This window comes from Streptococcus infantis, from assembly GCF_019929575.1.
GTDB classification, from domain to species: Bacteria; Bacillota; Bacilli; order Lactobacillales; family Streptococcaceae; genus Streptococcus; species Streptococcus infantis_L.
In genome coordinates this window covers 171,788-188,072 of sequence record NZ_JAHZPU010000001.1, presented here as the reverse complement: position 1 = coordinate 188,072, position 16,285 = coordinate 171,788, and the positions used below count along the sequence as shown (strand labels likewise).

Annotated in this window: 14 protein-coding genes; 6 read left to right on the top strand and 8 right to left on the bottom strand. The window is 42.7% G+C overall.

Features of this window, described 5'->3' with window-relative positions; translation table 11 throughout:
• Positions 1 to 53: 53 nt before the first annotated feature.
• Complete coding sequence (locus K1I67_RS01020) at positions 54 to 449, bottom strand: helix-hairpin-helix domain-containing protein (protein WP_049509840.1); 396 nt, start codon at positions 447 to 449, stop codon at positions 54 to 56.
• A gap of 215 nt (positions 450 to 664) precedes the next feature.
• Between K1I67_RS01020 and K1I67_RS01015 the strand changes: the two genes are divergently transcribed.
• The 6 genes from K1I67_RS01015 (at position 665) to K1I67_RS00990 (ending at position 8,329) form a co-directional block, all read left to right on the top strand.
• Positions 665 to 1,417, top strand: coding sequence for an isoprenyl transferase (locus K1I67_RS01015; RefSeq protein WP_223338415.1), 753 nt, complete (start codon positions 665 to 667; stop codon positions 1,415 to 1,417).
• Between the two features lie 8 nt (positions 1,418 to 1,425).
• A complete protein-coding gene (locus K1I67_RS01010) occupies positions 1,426 to 2,229 on the top strand; it encodes a phosphatidate cytidylyltransferase (RefSeq protein WP_223338414.1) in 804 nt (267 codons plus the stop codon).
• Between the two features lie 21 nt (positions 2,230 to 2,250).
• Complete coding sequence (gene rseP, locus K1I67_RS01005) at positions 2,251 to 3,507, top strand: RIP metalloprotease RseP (RefSeq protein ID WP_223338413.1); 1,257 nt, start codon at positions 2,251 to 2,253, stop codon at positions 3,505 to 3,507.
• Between the two features lie 17 nt (positions 3,508 to 3,524).
• The gene (locus tag K1I67_RS01000) at positions 3,525 to 5,378 is read left to right on the top strand and encodes a proline--tRNA ligase (RefSeq protein WP_223338412.1); all 1,854 of its coding nucleotides are present in this window, start codon (positions 3,525 to 3,527) and stop codon (positions 5,376 to 5,378) included.
• Between the two features lie 260 nt (positions 5,379 to 5,638).
• A complete protein-coding gene (locus K1I67_RS00995) occupies positions 5,639 to 7,018 on the top strand; it encodes a glycoside hydrolase family 1 protein (protein ID WP_223338411.1) in 1,380 nt (459 codons plus the stop codon).
• A 258-nt stretch (positions 7,019 to 7,276) separates the two neighbouring features.
• On the top strand, positions 7,277 to 8,329 hold the full coding sequence (locus tag K1I67_RS00990; protein WP_223338410.1) for an LLM class flavin-dependent oxidoreductase: 1,053 nt from the start codon (positions 7,277 to 7,279) through the stop codon (positions 8,327 to 8,329).
• 174 nt (positions 8,330 to 8,503) lie between these two features.
• Here the strand turns inward: K1I67_RS00990 and K1I67_RS00985 are convergent, their stop codons facing one another.
• From K1I67_RS00985 to galU, 7 genes are all read right to left on the bottom strand, one after another.
• Positions 8,504 to 9,178 carry a rhomboid family intramembrane serine protease gene (locus K1I67_RS00985; protein WP_223338409.1) on the bottom strand — a complete coding sequence of 225 codons (675 nt, stop codon included), beginning with the start codon at positions 9,176 to 9,178 and terminating at the stop codon, positions 8,504 to 8,506.
• On the bottom strand, positions 9,162 to 9,701 hold the full coding sequence (locus tag K1I67_RS00980; protein ID WP_223338408.1) for a 5-formyltetrahydrofolate cyclo-ligase: 540 nt from the start codon (positions 9,699 to 9,701) through the stop codon (positions 9,162 to 9,164). Before K1I67_RS00980 ends, K1I67_RS00985 begins: the two co-directional genes overlap by 17 nt.
• A gap of 3 nt (positions 9,702 to 9,704) precedes the next feature.
• A complete protein-coding gene (locus K1I67_RS00975) occupies positions 9,705 to 10,835 on the bottom strand; it encodes an N-acetyldiaminopimelate deacetylase (RefSeq protein ID WP_223338407.1) in 1,131 nt (376 codons plus the stop codon).
• Between the two features lie 61 nt (positions 10,836 to 10,896).
• Complete coding sequence (gene dapD, locus K1I67_RS00970) at positions 10,897 to 11,595, bottom strand: 2,3,4,5-tetrahydropyridine-2,6-dicarboxylate N-acetyltransferase (RefSeq protein ID WP_049496951.1); 699 nt, start codon at positions 11,593 to 11,595, stop codon at positions 10,897 to 10,899.
• A 63-nt stretch (positions 11,596 to 11,658) separates the two neighbouring features.
• The gene (locus K1I67_RS00965; RefSeq protein WP_223338406.1) at positions 11,659 to 12,591 is read right to left on the bottom strand and encodes a DMT family transporter; all 933 of its coding nucleotides are present in this window, start codon (positions 12,589 to 12,591) and stop codon (positions 11,659 to 11,661) included.
• A gap of 79 nt (positions 12,592 to 12,670) precedes the next feature.
• Entirely contained in the window at positions 12,671 to 15,226 is a 2,556-nt protein-coding gene (gene pbp1b, locus K1I67_RS00960; protein WP_223338405.1) for a penicillin-binding protein PBP1B, read from the bottom strand.
• A gap of 149 nt (positions 15,227 to 15,375) precedes the next feature.
• Positions 15,376 to 16,275, bottom strand: a complete 900-nt coding sequence (galU, locus tag K1I67_RS00955; RefSeq protein WP_075227072.1) for a UTP--glucose-1-phosphate uridylyltransferase GalU — start codon at positions 16,273 to 16,275, stop codon at positions 15,376 to 15,378.
• Between the last annotated feature and the right edge of the window lie 10 nt (positions 16,276 to 16,285).

The following is a 16,285-nucleotide window of genomic DNA, read 5'->3' as shown; positions in this document are numbered from 1 at the left end:
CTAATGGCTATATTTTAACAAGTTTTTGACGGAAAAGCAAGGAACAAGAAAGATTACTTGAACTTGATGCCGTTCTCTTTTAATTTCTTGATAGTAGCTGGACCAATTCCTTTCAAAGCAAGGAGTTCTTTTTCTGTCCAGTTTTTGAAGTCAGCAGCAGACTTGATCCCTTCATCGTAGAAAGTCTTAGCGCGGTCAACTGAAAGTCCACCTAGGTTTGCTGCGAAATCTTCTACAGAAGTAGCAACTTTTTGTGCTTGTTCTTTAGTTGCTTCTACAGTTTTTTCAACCTTTTTAGAGACAGCTTTACCTGCATCGCTTGCTGCTTTTTCAGCATGTTTTACAACTTTTTTTGTTTCTTCGACAACCTTGTTTACAGTGTTTGAAAATGCACCTGAGCGACGGAGGCTGTTTCTTAATTGTTTTTTACGTTGGAGTGTCTTTGACATGATAAAATCCTTTCAATAAAAAATCCCTGTGGCTGAACAAGGATCGAATCTCTATGGTTTTATTGTATCAACTTTCTTTAGGAATTGCAAGGCTTGATATACTGGAAATATAGGAGATATATGGGAAATTTCGCCGTAGAATGATAGGCGATAATAGAAGAAAAGTGAAAAATATGGTATAATGAAACGATAGATTTTTGAATAGGAATACAATCATGTTTGGATTTTTAAAAAAAGATAAAGCAACAGAAACCCCCACAATGGTGCCAGACCACATCGGTGTGATCATGGATGGGAATGGCCGTTGGGCTAAAAAACGGATGCAGCCACGAGTCTTTGGCCATAAGGCTGGGATGGATGCTTTGAGAAAGGTAGCTATTGCTGCTAGTGATATGGGCGTCAAAGCCTTGACAGTCTATGCCTTTTCAACTGAAAACTGGACCCGTCCAGATCAGGAAGTCAAATTTATCATGAACCTGCCAGTTGAATTCTATGATAAGTTTGTTCCTGAATTGCATCAGAAGAACATGAAAATTCAAATGATTGGGGAGACTGATCGTTTGCCGAAGCAGACTTTTGATGCCTTGAAAAAGGCAGAAGAGCTGACTAAGTTAAATACAGGTTTGATTCTCAATTTTGCCCTTAATTATGGTGGACGAGCTGAGATTACACAAGCGGTCAAGTTGATTGCACAGGATGTTTTAGATGCTAAGATCAATCCTGGTGATATCACAGAGGAGTTGATTGGGGAATACCTCTTTACGGGTCATTTGCCAAAAGTTTTGCGTGATCCTGACTTGATTATTCGGACCAGCGGTGAACTTCGTTTGAGTAATTTCTTGCCATGGCAGGCTGCTTATAGCGAGCTCTATTTCACGGATGTCTTGTGGCCTGACTTTGATGAGGAAGCCTTGAAAGAAGCTATCATCGAGTACAATCGTCGCAACCGTCGTTTTGGAGGAGTGTAGGAGATATTATGATACAGGATTTACAAAAAAGAACCCTTTTTGCTATCTTGGCTTTGGCTATCTTTATCCCAATCTTGGCGATTGGTGGCTTATGGCTCCAGATTGCCATGGGGATTGTGGCTATGTTGGGAGTACATGAGTTGCTTCGTATGAAGGGGTTAAATACCATGACGCCTGAAGGGCTCTTGACTTTACTAGCAACCTTTTTTCTGACTATTCCTTTGGAAAACTACCTGAAGTTTTTGCCCGTGGATGGGAACGTTGTTGCTTATAGTGTCGTGATTCTCATTTTGCTAGGAGCAACGGTTTTTAGCAAGAACTATACCATTGAGGATGCTGTTTTTCCGATTGCCGTGAGTTTTTATGTTGGCTTTGGTTTTAATGCTTTGGTCGATGCTCGTATTGCAGGTTTGGATAAGGCGCTTTTGGGACATTGTATGGTCTGGGCAACCGATAGTGGCGCCTATCTAGTAGGGATGAAGTTTGGTAAGAGAAAGCTAGCTCCGAGAGTTTCTCCTAACAAGACCATAGAGGGTGCTATGGGAGGTATCTTGGCTGCTATGCTCGTAACCTTAATCTTTATGCTAGTTGATAGTACCGTTGCTTTACCTTATGGGATTTACAAAATGATGGTCTTTGCTATTTTCTTTAGTATAGCTGGTCAGTTGGGGGATTTGATCGAAAGTGCTATGAAACGTCACTTTGGTGTCAAAGACTCAGGCAAGTTTATCCCGGGTCATGGTGGGGTACTGGATCGTTTTGATTGCATGCTAGCTGTTTTCCCGATTATGCACCTCTTTGGCTTATTTTAAGGAAAGGTAAATAGAAATTAAATGATAGGATTACTAACATTTATCCTAGTTTTCGGGATTATCGTGGTAGTTCACGAGTTCGGACATTTTTACTTTGCTAAGAAGTCCGGGATTTTAGTTCGTGAATTTGCCATCGGGATGGGTCCCAAAATCTTTGCCCATATCGGAAAAGATGGGACTGCTTATACTATTCGTCTCCTGCCACTGGGTGGTTACGTTCGTATGGCAGGTTGGGGTGAAGATACGACAGAGATTAAGACTGGAACCCCTGCAAGTCTAACATTGGCAGCGGATGGTAAGGTTAAGCGTATCAATCTCTCTGGGAAAAAGGTTGACCAGACTGCTTTACCCATGCAGGTCACTCAGTTTGATTTTGAGGATAAACTCTTTATTAGAGGCTTGGTCTTGGAAGAGGAAAAGACTTTCTCAGTAGACCATGATGCGACCATTGTGGAAGCTGATGGAACGGAAGTTCGTATTGCTCCCTTAGACGTCCAATATCAAAATGCGACTGTCTGGGGGAAATTGATTACCAACTTTGCTGGTCCTATGAATAACTTTATCCTAGGAGTTATCGTCTTCTGGATTTTGATTTTCATGCAAGGTGGCGTTCGTGATACGCAAACGAACAATTTCAGTATTATCCCAGATAGCGCTTTGGCTAAGGTTGGAGTTGAAAATACGGCCCGAATTACTAAGGTCGGAAGTTATGAGATTTCAAACTGGTCAGATCTGATCCAGGCTGTTGATGCAGAGACCAAGGATAAGACAACACCTGTACTGGATGTGACCATTTCTGAAAATGGGACTGAAAAGCAAATAACTGTGACACCGGAGGAGAATCAAGGACGCTATATTCTAGGTGTTCAGTCTGGTCTCAAGTCTGATATCTGGTCTATGTTTATGGGTGGATTTACCAGTGCTGCTGATTCAGCTTTACGAATCTTGAATGCTCTTAAAAGTCTCATTTTCCAACCAGACTTAAATAAACTTGGTGGTCCTGTTGCTATCTTTAAGGCAAGTAGTGATGCTGCTAAAAATGGTCTTGAGAATGTTTTATTCTTCTTGGCTATAATTTCCATCAATATCGGGATTTTCAACTTGATTCCTATCCCGGCACTAGACGGTGGTAAAATCGTGCTCAACATCATCGAAGCTATTCGTCGCAAACCACTAAAACAAGAAATTGAAACCTATGTCACTCTGGTCGGAGTTGTCATTATGGTCGTTTTGATGCTCGCCGTGACATGGAACGACATCATGCGTACCTTCTTTTAAGAAATAGAGGAGTCATTATGAAACAAAGTAAAATGCTTATCCCAACGCTTCGCGAAATGCCAAGCGATGCTCAAGTTATCAGTCACGCCCTTATGTTGCGTGCTGGTTATGTTCGTCAAGTATCAGCAGGTGTTTACTCATACCTACCACTTGCTAACCGTGTTATCGAAAAAGCCAAGAACATCATGCGTCAAGAGTTTGACAAGATTGGTGCGGTTGAGATGTTGGCTCCAGCCCTTCTCAGTGCTGACCTTTGGCGTGAATCTGGTCGTTATGAAACTTACGGTGAGGACTTGTACAAATTGAAAAACCGTGAGAAGTCAGACTTTATCTTGGGGCCAACTCACGAAGAAACTTTTACGGCTATTGTCCGTGATTCTGTTAAGTCTTACAAGCAATTACCTTTGAACTTGTATCAAATCCAGCCTAAGTATCGTGATGAAAAACGTCCACGTAATGGACTTCTTCGTACGCGTGAATTCATCATGAAAGATGGTTATAGCTTCCACGCTAACTACGATAGCTTGGATGTAACTTATGATGAGTACAAGGCAGCCTATGAGCGTATCTTCACTCGTAGTGGTTTGGACTTTAAAGCCATCATCGGTGACGGTGGAGCTATGGGTGGTAAGGATAGCCAAGAATTTATGGCCATAACACCTGCTCGTACAGATCTTGACCGTTGGGTAGTTTTAGATAAGTCTGTCGCATCATTTGACGAGATTCCTGATCAAGTGCAAGAAGAAATCAAGGCAGAATTGCTCAAATGGATGGTTTCGGGTGAGGATACCATTGCCTACTCAAGTGAATCAAGCTATGCAGCTAACTTGGAAATGGCAACCAATGAGTACAAACCAAGCAATCGTGTTGTGACTGAAGATCAAGTGGCTCGCGTGGAAACACCAGGTGTCAAATCGATTGATGAAGTCGCAGCCTTCTTGAATGTCTCTGAAGAGCAAACAATCAAGACCTTGGTTTATATCGCAGATGAGGAGCCAGTTGTGGCCTTACTTGTTGGTAATGACCAGCTCAACGAAGTCAAATTGAAAAACTACCTTGGAGCAGATTTCTTGGAACCTGCAACTGAGGCAGAAGTGAAAGAATTGTTGGGAGCTGACTTTGGTTCCCTTGGCCCAGTAAATCTTCCAGAAAATGTCAAGATTATCGCAGACCGCAAGGTACAAGATAGCCGCAATGCTGTTGTTGGTGCCAACGAAGATGGCTACCACTTGACTGGTATCAACCCAGGTCGTGATTTCACTGCTGAGTATGTCGATATCCGTGAAGTTCGTGAGGGTGAAATCTCTCCAGATGGACAAGGTGTGCTCAACTTTGCACGTGGTATTGAGATTGGTCACATTTTTAAACTTGGGACTCGTTACTCAGCAAGTATGGGAGCAGATGTCTTGGATGAAAATGGTCGTGCTGTGCCAATCATCATGGGATGCTACGGTATCGGTGTCAGCCGTCTCCTTTCAGCAGTTATGGAGCAACACGCTCGCCTCTTTGTTAACAAGACTCCAAAAGGTGAATACCGTTATGCTTGGGGAATCAACTTCCCTAAAGAATTGGCGCCATTTGATGTTCACTTGATTCCAGTCAATGTCAAGGACGAAGCAAGTCTTGAATTGACTAATCGCATCGAAGAAGCCTTAGTCAACAAAGGCTATGAAGTCTTGACAGATGACCGTAATGAACGTGTCGGAGTTAAATTCAGCGATAGTGACTTGATCGGTCTTCCAATTCGTATCACTGTTGGGAAGAAAGCAGCGGATGGTATCGTAGAAGTGAAGATTAAGGCGACAGGAGATACGATTGAAGTTCACGCAGATAACTTGCTTGAAACCCTTGAAATCCTAACAAATAAATAAAATCTATAATCAGAAGAAAAACAAGACAAAAATGTAACTAGTTTTTGCCTTGTTTTTTCTGTATAATGAGAGAAAGTAAGACTCAATGAAAATCAAAGAGCAAACTAGGAAACTAGCCGCAGGTTGCTCAAAACACCGTTTTGAGGTTGTGGATAGAACTGACGAAGTCAGTAACACATATACGGCAAGGCGACGTTGACACGGTTTGAATTTGATTTTCGAAGAGTATAAACATTAAAAGCGTAAAAAGAGGTAGTACTATGCTAAAATTTCCAAAGGATTTTGTCTGGGGTTCCTCAACTTCTGGACCACAGACAGAGGGGCGAGCGCCTGGTGACGGCAAGGGAGATAATCTCTGGGATTATTGGTACCAAGTAGAGCCAAACCGTTACTTCAATGGCATTGGACCTGATAAAACATCGACCTTCTATGAAAACTGGGAAAAAGATATCGAACTTTTGTTAGAAACTGGCCACACAGCCTTTCGAACTTCTATCCAGTGGTCTCGTATTTTCCCACAGGGCCGTGGAGAAGTCAACCCTCAAGGGGTGACTTTCTACCGTCAGGTATTTGAAGCCATCAAGGCCAAGGGTATTCGCCTCTTAGTCAATCTTTATCACTTTGATCTGCCTTTTGCCCTTCAAGAAGATGGGGATGGTTGGGAAAATAAGGCAACCATCAAGGCCTATGAAGACTATGCTCGTTTCTGTTTTGAAACTTATGGAGACTTGGTTGACCAGTGGATTACCTTCAATGAGCCTATCGTTCCTGTAGAGTTCGGCTATTTCTATGATGCCCATTACCCTCATAAGGTAGATACCAAAGCAGCGGTTAAGGTTGCCTATCATACCCAGCTAGCTAGCACTCTTGCGGTCAAAGCCTGCCATGAGGTCTTGCCTGGTTCTAAGATTGGGATCGTCCTCAACTTGACACCAGCCTATCCACGTAGCCAGCATCCTGCCGATGTCAAGGCTGCTCGTATTGCTGACCTCTTCCAGGCACAATCTTTCCTAGATCCGTCTGTTTTAGGAGCTTATCCAGAAGAGTTAGTGGAAATTTTGTCTGAGCATGACTTGTTACCAGAATACACAGCCGAAGAGTTAGAACTCATTCGCGATCATACGGTTGACTTCCTAGGAGTCAACTACTACCAACCTTTGCGTGTTATGGCGCCGCGTTTTGCTAAGCATCCTGATAGCCCACTCTTGCCTGAGCATTTCTATGAGCCTTATGTCATGCCTGGTCGTAAGATCAATCCGCACCGTGGTTGGGAAATCTACGAGCAAGGGATTTATGACATTGCCCAAAACATCAAGGAAAACTACGGTAATATTGAGTGGATGCTGACTGAGAATGGGATGGGTGTTGAAGGTGAGGATAAATTCCGTGAGAATGGTATGATTCAGGATGATTACCGTATTGACTTTGTCAAAGGTCACCTTCGTGAACTTCATCGTGCTATCGAAGACGGTGCCAACTGTAAAGGCTACTTGATCTGGACCTTTATCGATTGCTGGTCATGGCTCAATAGCTATAAAAACCGTTATGGTTTAGTCGAGCTAGACTTAAAAACACAAGAGCGTCGCCTGAAAAAATCAGGCCACTGGTTCAAAGAACTCAGCAATAACAATGGATTTTAAGAATATGAAGAGTGAGATGATTTTCATCTCATTTTTCTTATAGAATCATCACCAAGCTCTCACCATCACAGAAGAGAATGTTGCAAGGGATATAGATGGTATCGTCCTTACAACGATTTACCCTCACCTCTCACCGCCACACAAGGAACTAAAAGTGTCTACTTAATCAAGGACTTTTCTAATGAGCAAATTCGTTGCAACTATAACTGACTAGTGATAAAATACCCAGATAACTAATACTAAAACGAGGAAATCAGTATGGTAGAACTAGGAATTTCAACCTTTGGTGAAACAACAGCCTTAGAGGGGACTGGACAAGTATATAGTCATGACGAACGAATCCGTCAGTTGGTAGCAGAGATTGAGTTGGCTGACAAGGTTGGATTGGAGGTGTACGGCATTGGGGAGCATCATCGGGAGGACTTTGCGGTATCGGCGCCAGAGATTGTCCTTGCAGCTGGTGCGGTGAATACCAAGAAGATTCGTTTGACCAGTGCTGTCAGTATTCTCTCTAGTATGGATCCCATCCGTTTGTTCCAACAATATGCGACCATCGACGCCCTTTCAAACGGTCGTGCAGAGATTATGGCTGGGCGTGGTTCATTCACCGAGTCCTTTCCACTGTTTGGATATGACTTGAAAGACTATGAAGCCCTCTTTGATGAAAAATTGGACCTGCTCCAGCTAGCAAATGAAAACACCAAGGTGAACTGGCGTGGAGAATTGACCCAAAGTATTGCTGGAAAAGAAGTTTATCCTCGTCCTGTTCAGGACAAATTGCCATTGTGGGTGGCGACAGGTGGTCATGTAGAGTCAACAGTCAAGATTGCTCATGCTGGTTTGCCGATTGTCTATGCGATTATCGGTGGCAATCCTCACTATTTTAAAAAGTTGATTCAGGCTTATCGTGAGATTGGAAGTGAATCTGGTCATGCTGACAAAGACTTGAAAGTGGGAGCACATTCTTGGGGATGGATTGCTGAAGATGGCGAGCAGGCAGTGAAAGATTATTTCCATCCGACCAAGCAAGTGGTAGATGCGATTTCCAAAGACCGACCACACTGGCAGGAATTGCGTTATGAGCAATATCTTGAGCAGGTGGGCCCAAATGGCGCTATGTTTGTGGGAAATCCAGATCAGATAGCAGAAAAGTTGATTCGTATGATTGAGGATTTAGACTTGAATCGCTTTATGTTGCACCTACCACTTGGTTCTATGCCGCATGATCAAGTTCTCAAAGCCATTGAACTCTTTGGAACGCAAGTGGCACCAAAAGTGCGTGCTTACTTTGCCATGAAAGAAGGGTTATAAAAAAATTCAATCAAATTGATAAAAAATCTATATACCCGTCTGATCTTTAAAAAACTAGAAATAAAAGAAACTCTGGAAAGCTAATAAAAACAAGCTTTTCAGAGTTTCTTTTATATATGAGATTAGTGAATTAATCTTTGTTGAAAATAAAGATACTCCCTATATGAGACTATCTTAGGACAAGCCCACAAAAAGCAACAAGGCTGACAAAGCAATAAAGGCTAGGGTTGCTAGACCACGTTGGCCTGGGCTGTATATCTTTCGTTCTCCTCGAACTGGGAAGACGATAGCTAGTAATGCACCTCCGACAGCTCCCCCAACGTGTCCAGCAAGGCTGATGCCAGGCATTAAAACGCTACCTACTAGGTTGATGACTAAGAGGGAGAGATAGGATTGACCAAGTTGCTGGAGATAGGGATTGCGTGTAGCATACCGAAGAACGACAATAGATGCGAACATTCCGTAGAGGGCAGTTGAAGCACCTGCAGTAATGGCATTGGGGCTAAAAACTAGGACAAAGAGATTTCCCATCATACCTGATAAGAGGTAGATAAAGAAAAACTGTTTGGAACCAAAGATGTCCTCCATCTGACGCCCCAAAAAGTAAAGGGATAGCATATTGACTAAAAAGTGCTCCAAGCCAATGTGGACAAAGGTTGCGGAGAACAAGCGCCAGATTTGTTCAGGCATGGCCTTGATTGCTGGGGGATAAACAGCTCCAAATCGATACAAGGTAGCTGCGCTTGTGTAGTTGAAACCACTGGTTAGAAACATGATGACAAAAACCAGGGTTGTCACGAGAAGAAAGAAGCTCGTGACGGGATAACGACGATCAAAAATCTCTTTCATAGATAATTACCTCCTTAACGGCAATATCGTGTGGTTCAGGATGGAAGTCCTGAATCTGACATGGATAAAGTGTGCTAATGGAGTTGCCAGAATAATGGCTCAAATATCTGTCATAGTAGCCACCACCATAGCCAATTCGATAACTAGAAGGATTGAAGGCCAAACCAGGAACATGAATCAGGTCAATCTGAGAAGGCTCAAGGATTGTGAACTCTCCTTGAGGTTCAAGAAGTCCAAAAGAATTTTGTTCAAGCTTCTCTGGTTCATATAGAACAAAGTCCATTTTCCCATGTGGATAAGTTTTGGGAATCAAAATGGTCTTCCCATCTTTTTGAGCCTGTTCGATGAGTCTAGCCGTCTGAAATTCATGAGGAAAAGACAGATAAGTGGCGATAGTCTTTGCTTCCTTATAGAAGGGATGCTGAAGGAGCTGATTGGTGAGCCAATCGTCCATGCTCCGCTTTTCTTCGACTGATAGAGATTTGAGTTCTTGCAAGACCTGCTTGCGTAGGATTTTTTTCATAGTTTACTCCGCAGCTTTCTTGGCCAAGAAGCTTGATACAGCATCGACACCGACAGCTAGAGCTTCTTCCTTAGGACTCATCTTTGGATGATGAAGGGCATAGGGACTATCAATACCTAGCCAGAACATGACGCCAGGAACCTTAGAGAGAAGATAACCAAAGTCCTCCCCTGTCATGGCAGGTTCGATATCGATGAGTTCAATTTCCTCTTTTTCATCAAAGAAATTCATCAATTCACGGGCTAGTTCAGGGTTGTTTTCGACTGGCAAATAACCTCCCTGCTTGAGTTCAATCTCCACATCCATATCAAAAGCAGCTGCTACGCCCTCAGCGATGGCTTTGACACGTTTCTGAACCAAGAGACTCATACTGTGTGTAAGAGCTCGGATGGTTCCATGCAAGAAGGCTGTATCAGCGATGACATTGTTGGTTGTTCCAGCTTGAAAGACACCGAAAGTAACGACAGCCCCCTCGATAGGATCGACATTGCGGCTGACGACCGACTGAACTTGTGTCACAAAATAGCTAGCTGCAACCAGAGCGTCGTTGGCTTGGTGTGGAAAGGCAGCATGACCGCCTTTACCCTTAAAGCGAATCTTAACTTCACATGTTCCAGCAAAAAGTGTATGGGTATTGGTCGCAATCTGTCCAACTTTTAAGTCCGGACGAACATGAAGTCCATAGAATTGGTCAGGCAACCAGTCTCCAAAAGCATCATCTTCATACATGAGCATACCCCCTGCTTCATTTTCTTCTGCAGGTTGAAAGAGAAGGAGGAGGTTGTTTTTTGGCTGCTTTTCCAATGCACGTTCTAGACTCCCGAGGGCAATAGTCATATGAAAATCGTGCCCACAAGCATGCATACGGTCTGGGTGCTGAGAGGCAAAGGGTAGGCCTGTTTGTTCAACGATTGGGAGTCCATCGATATCTGTCCGCCAACCGATCGTTCGTTTCGGTTGACTTCCCTGTAAATACACTAAAATACCTGTTCGCCAAGTGCGAATCTGAACAAAATCCTTACCAGCTGTTAATTTCTCAATGACATTGAGCAAATAAGCGTGAGTCTTGAATTCTTCTAAACCGATCTCAGGAATTTGGTGAAGATCGCGTCGAGTTTGAATCAAATCTAACATATCTAATTTCCTTCTATTGATACGATAAAGAGGCTGGAAAGGTTTCCGCCTCTGTTACTCATTACAAGGTGCGAAGCGCATCTTCTAGCGCTGTTTTTTGTTGGGTTTGGCTGTCGATTTCTTTGATAACACGAGCTGGAACACCAGCCACCACAACGTTTTCTGGAACATCTTGAGTGACAATGGCACCTGCCGCAACAACAGAACCGCTACCGATTTGAACACCTTCGATGACCACAGCGTTAGCACCGATGAGTACATTGTCACCGACACGAACAGGTTCAGCGCTGGCTGGTTCAATCACACCTGCAAGAACAGCGCCGGCACCTACGTGACTATTTTTACCGACAATAGCACGTCCACCCAGAATAGCTCCCATATCAATCATAGTGCCAGCACCGATTTCAGCACCGATATTGATAACAGCCCCCATCATGATAACAGCGTTGTCGCCAATCTCAACCTGGTCACGGATGATAGCGCCTGGCTCGATACGAGCATTGATGTCACGTTTATCAAGGAGAGGTACAGCAGAGTTGCGAGCGTCTTGTTCAACAACATAGTCCTTGTTTTCTGTAAGGCCCTCAAGAAGTGGAGCGATATCTTTCCAGTCTCCAAAGAGAACATTTCCAAGCTTGGTAACAGAAGCAGGGATAGCTCCAGCAAGTTGTCCTTCAAAGGTCACTTTTACACTTGTCTTTTTCTCGGCATTTGCGATAAATTGGATAATTTCTTGTGCATTCATTTTCGTAGCAGTCATAGGTGTCTCCTCATTCTTTATAATGCTTACTATTCTACCAAAAAAGGCTCCAAAATTGAAGCCTTAAGTGTTAAAAGAAGATTCTTTCAGTTTGTTTTTTGATTCTTCAATGGATAGAAAAATCATTGGGATGATTATCAAAATCATAGCTAGTAGTAGATAGCCATCCAAGACTAAACCTAGAAAGAGAACGCTTAGAATGGCAGATGATAAAGGTTCGCTAGCGCTGACGACTGACACCACCAAGGGAGAGACGAGCGAGACAGCCTTCATGGATAGGAAGAAGGCAAAGGCAGTTCCTAAAAAGGCAATGGCCAAACAGATGCAGATACTGATGGCATCAACCTGGAAGCTAATCTTATAAACGGGGTAGAGAAAATTACTAAAAATCCCAGCGATAATCATTCCCCAGCCAACAGTTGGAACGAAACCGTATTTTTTAGCAAAGGGTTGGGGTAAGATGACATTGAACATAACACCTAGGGCACTGAGAAGTCCCGTCAACAAGGCCAGAGGAGTGATGGATAACTTAGACAAATCGCCTTTGGTAGCCATCAAAAAGACACCAACCATAGCGATCAAGACATATAAAATGGCACTTTTAGAAGCTTTTTTCTTGTAGATGATGCGATTATATAGAAGTATAAAGATGGGGCTGATAAATTGGAGGATGGTTGCAGTTGTAGCGTTTGAATACTCCACACAGAGATAAAAGAAAAACTGGACGGAGAAGATTCCTAAGATAGCATAGGCAAGGAAAGGAAGGTAATTGCTTCGATTTTTCCAGATATCGAAGAGCTGGGACCGGAGTTTAAGGCTAGATAAGACGATTACGAAACTACCTGCGATGAGTAGACGCATGGAAGTAATCCAACCAGAGGAGACTTGATAATGGGTAAAGAAGAATTCTCCTAAAATACCACAAATACCCCAAATTAATCCAGATAGGAGAGAATAAATGGTTCCTTTAAATATATTCTTTTGATAGTGATTCATGAAACTATTGTACCATGAATGAGAAAAAGAAAAAAGAGAGCGAGAATCATCATTTCTCGCTCTCCTATCGGTAAGAAACTTATCGATGTTGGTTAGTGCTATTATTATTACCGTTATTGTTGTTATTATTGTTATTGTTGTTACTATTACCGTTATTATTGTTACTATTACCGTTATTACTATTATTGTTGTTGCTATTATTGTTTCGATTATTGTTGTTTGAGTTGTTATTGTTGGAATTAGATGATTTTGGTAAACTTCCCAAAATAGTATTCCAAGCACTTTGGTAATCAGCATCACTTCCGCCAATAGCAAATTTATAACTAGTAGTTGGAGCGCTAGCTTGCTTCGCCCAATAACTGGTTACAGTTTCTCCAGTTACTTCAATCTCTTTACCGTTGATAGTGACCTTACCAGGCTTCTGCCCAGTCGACTTAAGGACTTGAGAAGAAGTGACACTTGAATCAAGGCTAAAGCGTTCTGAACCCCAAGCAGAGGGAGATGCTTGCTGGATGGCATTTACCAGATGAGCCATGTATTTTGCATTGCGGTAGTATGCTCCCTGGGCTAGAGAACTGTTATCGTCATGTCCAACCCAGCCTCCAAGGGTTAATCTTGGAGTAGAGACCATTAGCCACATATCCCCTTCTTCATTGGTTGTACCAGTTTTTCCGATCCAGTCAGCACCTGCTAGATTGGAATTGATAGAAGTCAGATCCGTTTGGAAACTTGTAGTGACTCGAGATGAAAGCACATCTCTTAGCAAACTCTGCATAATGGTTGCAGTAGCTTTAGAGTAAACTTGGATGGGTTTAGCCTGATGTTCATAGAGAACCTCACCACTCGTTTTCTCAATTTTTGAGATCATGTATTTCTTATGATAGGTACCATTGTTAGCTAGCGTTTGGTAGCCATTGGTGTGCTGGGCTACAGTAACTTCAATTCCTCCTCCCATTGGAAGACTTTCAATGCCATATTCTGGGATTTCATATCCCATTTTTTCCATATAAGAACGGACGTCAACCCCTTTTTCACGGAGCATTCTGTAGGTCCAGTAGGCTGGGATGTTCCAAGAATAGTTGAGAGCTTCTTTAAGGTCTATCATGGCTGTTCCAGGACTGTTGACATGCATGATCGGAGTTCCGTTAGAGAAGTTTGTTGGATAGTTTGAGAGGATGCTAGCACTTCCCATAAGCCCTTGGTCGATAGCAATACCGTAGGCCAAGAGTGGCTTGGTAGTGGAGGCCGGGGAACGTTTGGTATCGAAGGCGTGATTGTTTTGATTGGTCTGATAATCTCGTCCACCTACAAAACCTAAAATTGCCCCAGTTTGATTGTCCATCAAGACATTCCCAACTTCAGGTTGACCCGAGCTATCATTTAGAAGGTATCCGTAGTTTGTTACGGCATTTTGCATAGCAGTATGAATCGTTTTATCGATGGTAGTTGTAATTCGGTAACCACCGTTTTGGATTGCTTTTTCAGCTAATTCTTGATAAGATTTTCGGATAGATTCGTTCTGTAGTTCTTGGTCAGAAACATTGTCCTTTTGCACCAGATAATCATACATAATCTTGGTAGCTTCATCGAGTGCAGTGAAGTAGAGGAAGCCTTTAGAGGTAACGCTGGCATTTTCTGCTGGCAAGAAATCTTGCTTAATGTCATAAGCCTTGTAGGTTTCATAGTCTTCCTGGCTGAGGACCCCTGTTCGATACATATTGTAGAGAACATCTTTTGAGCGCTTGATACCAAGTTCAATATCTTCTTCACTCTTCATCTCACCCGTAGACTCATAAGGTGAGTAGGAAATAGGACTTTGTGGCAAGCCTGCTAAGAATGCTGCTTGGGGAATCGTTAGCTGATTGGCATCCACTCCAAAAATCCCTTTGGCAGCTTGTTGAGCACCTGCAATATTTTGTCCCTTGTTATTGCGCCCAAAAGGAGCAACGTTGAGATAAGTGGTTAAAATTTCGTCCTTGCTCATGGCTCTTTCCAAGGCTAAGGCATCCACGATTTCACTGGCCTTACGAGCAAGCGTAGGAGCATCACCAACTACTTGTTGTTTGATGAGCTGTTGTGTTAGGGTAGATCCCCCACTGGAAGAACCAAGTCCGATGAACTTTCCTAGGCTGGCACGAATAACCGCTTTAGGAACGATACCATTGTGCTCTGCAAAGTGTTCATCCTCGGTTGCAATGATAGCTTGCTTGAGGTTATCTGAAATGGCATCTGATGATACAGATGTCCGAAGGAGGTCGCTTTCGATAGCGCTAATCATGGAACCATCTGCATAGCGGATTTCAGAGATGGATGAAATATTATTGACCTGCTTGATCAAATCCTCTGTTTGAGGGACACTAACCTGATCAAAGAGAGAAACAGCATAACCAAAGGCAATCCCTGTTCCAAGGAGACCACCAATAAAAGCTAGGATGAAAAGTGTGTTAAAAGTTGCTTTTATACCAAGTAAAATCTTGGCAAATACAGTCCAGATATCGAAGGGTGTTTGAGTTTTCTTTTTCTTCTTAGAGTTTTTTCCACTCTTTTTCTTTGCCTTCATTTTAGAAGCTGTTAATTTTAGAGACCGAAGTAAGGCCAGTCCTTTTTGTTTTATTCTTGTTACATGTTTGTTCATAGAATTCCTCACTCTTTATTATTATACCATAAAAGCGTCTCTTGCAAGAAATTAGGCTTAGAACAGGGCTTTAGATAGGGATTGGATCTTGAAATTCAGACATTGAAAACAGCCAGATTTAAGCTAAATCTGACTGTTTGACAAATTGTTTATTTTTCTCCTGAGAGTTCTTTCCCAAGATCAATCAAGTAGTCCTTCAAGTGGTCTTTGACTTGTGGATGTTTAAGAGCGTATTCGATGGAAGTCTTCATAAATCCAAACTTATCTCCAACGTCATAACGTGAACCTTTAAATTCACGGGCGAATACACGTTGAGTTTTGTTGAGTGTATCGATAGCATCTGTTAGCTGGATTTCATTTCCTGCACCAGGTTTTTGACTTTCGAGGATGCCGAAAATCTCTGGTGTGAGGAGATAACGGCCAATAATGGCTAGATCACTTGGTGCGTCTTCAGGTGCTGGTTTTTCAACAAAGGTTTCAACACTGTAAAGACCGTCATTTCCTTCACCTTGAGGAGCGATGACACCGTATGAAGAAACTTCTTCATGTGGGACAGGCATTACGGCGATAGTAGAAGCATGAGTTTTCTCATAATCGTTCATGAGTTGCTTGGTCAATGGAATAGCTTTGTCATCAGTGATATCCATGAGGTCATCTCCAAGCATGACCACAAAAGGTTCGTTTCCGACGAAAGCTTTGGCTTGTAAGACAGCATCTCCGAGTCCACGTGGGTGTGTTTGACGGATGAAGTGAAGGCGCATACCAGTCGTTTCATCAACTAGTTTCAAGAGATCTGTTTTTCCTTTTTCCTTGAGGTTGTATTCTAGCTCAAAGTTTGAGTCAAAGTGGTCTTCGATCGAACGTTTTGATTTCCCTGTGACAACAAGAATATCCTCAATTCCAGACTTGAGAGCTTCTTCAACGATGAATTGAATAGTTGGTTTATCGACGATTGGCAACATTTCTTTGGCCAAAGCTTTAGTAGCAGGTAGGAAACGAGTTCCAAGACCTGCAGCAGGGATAACGGCTTTTCTAACTTTTTGCTTCATGAGCTTCCTT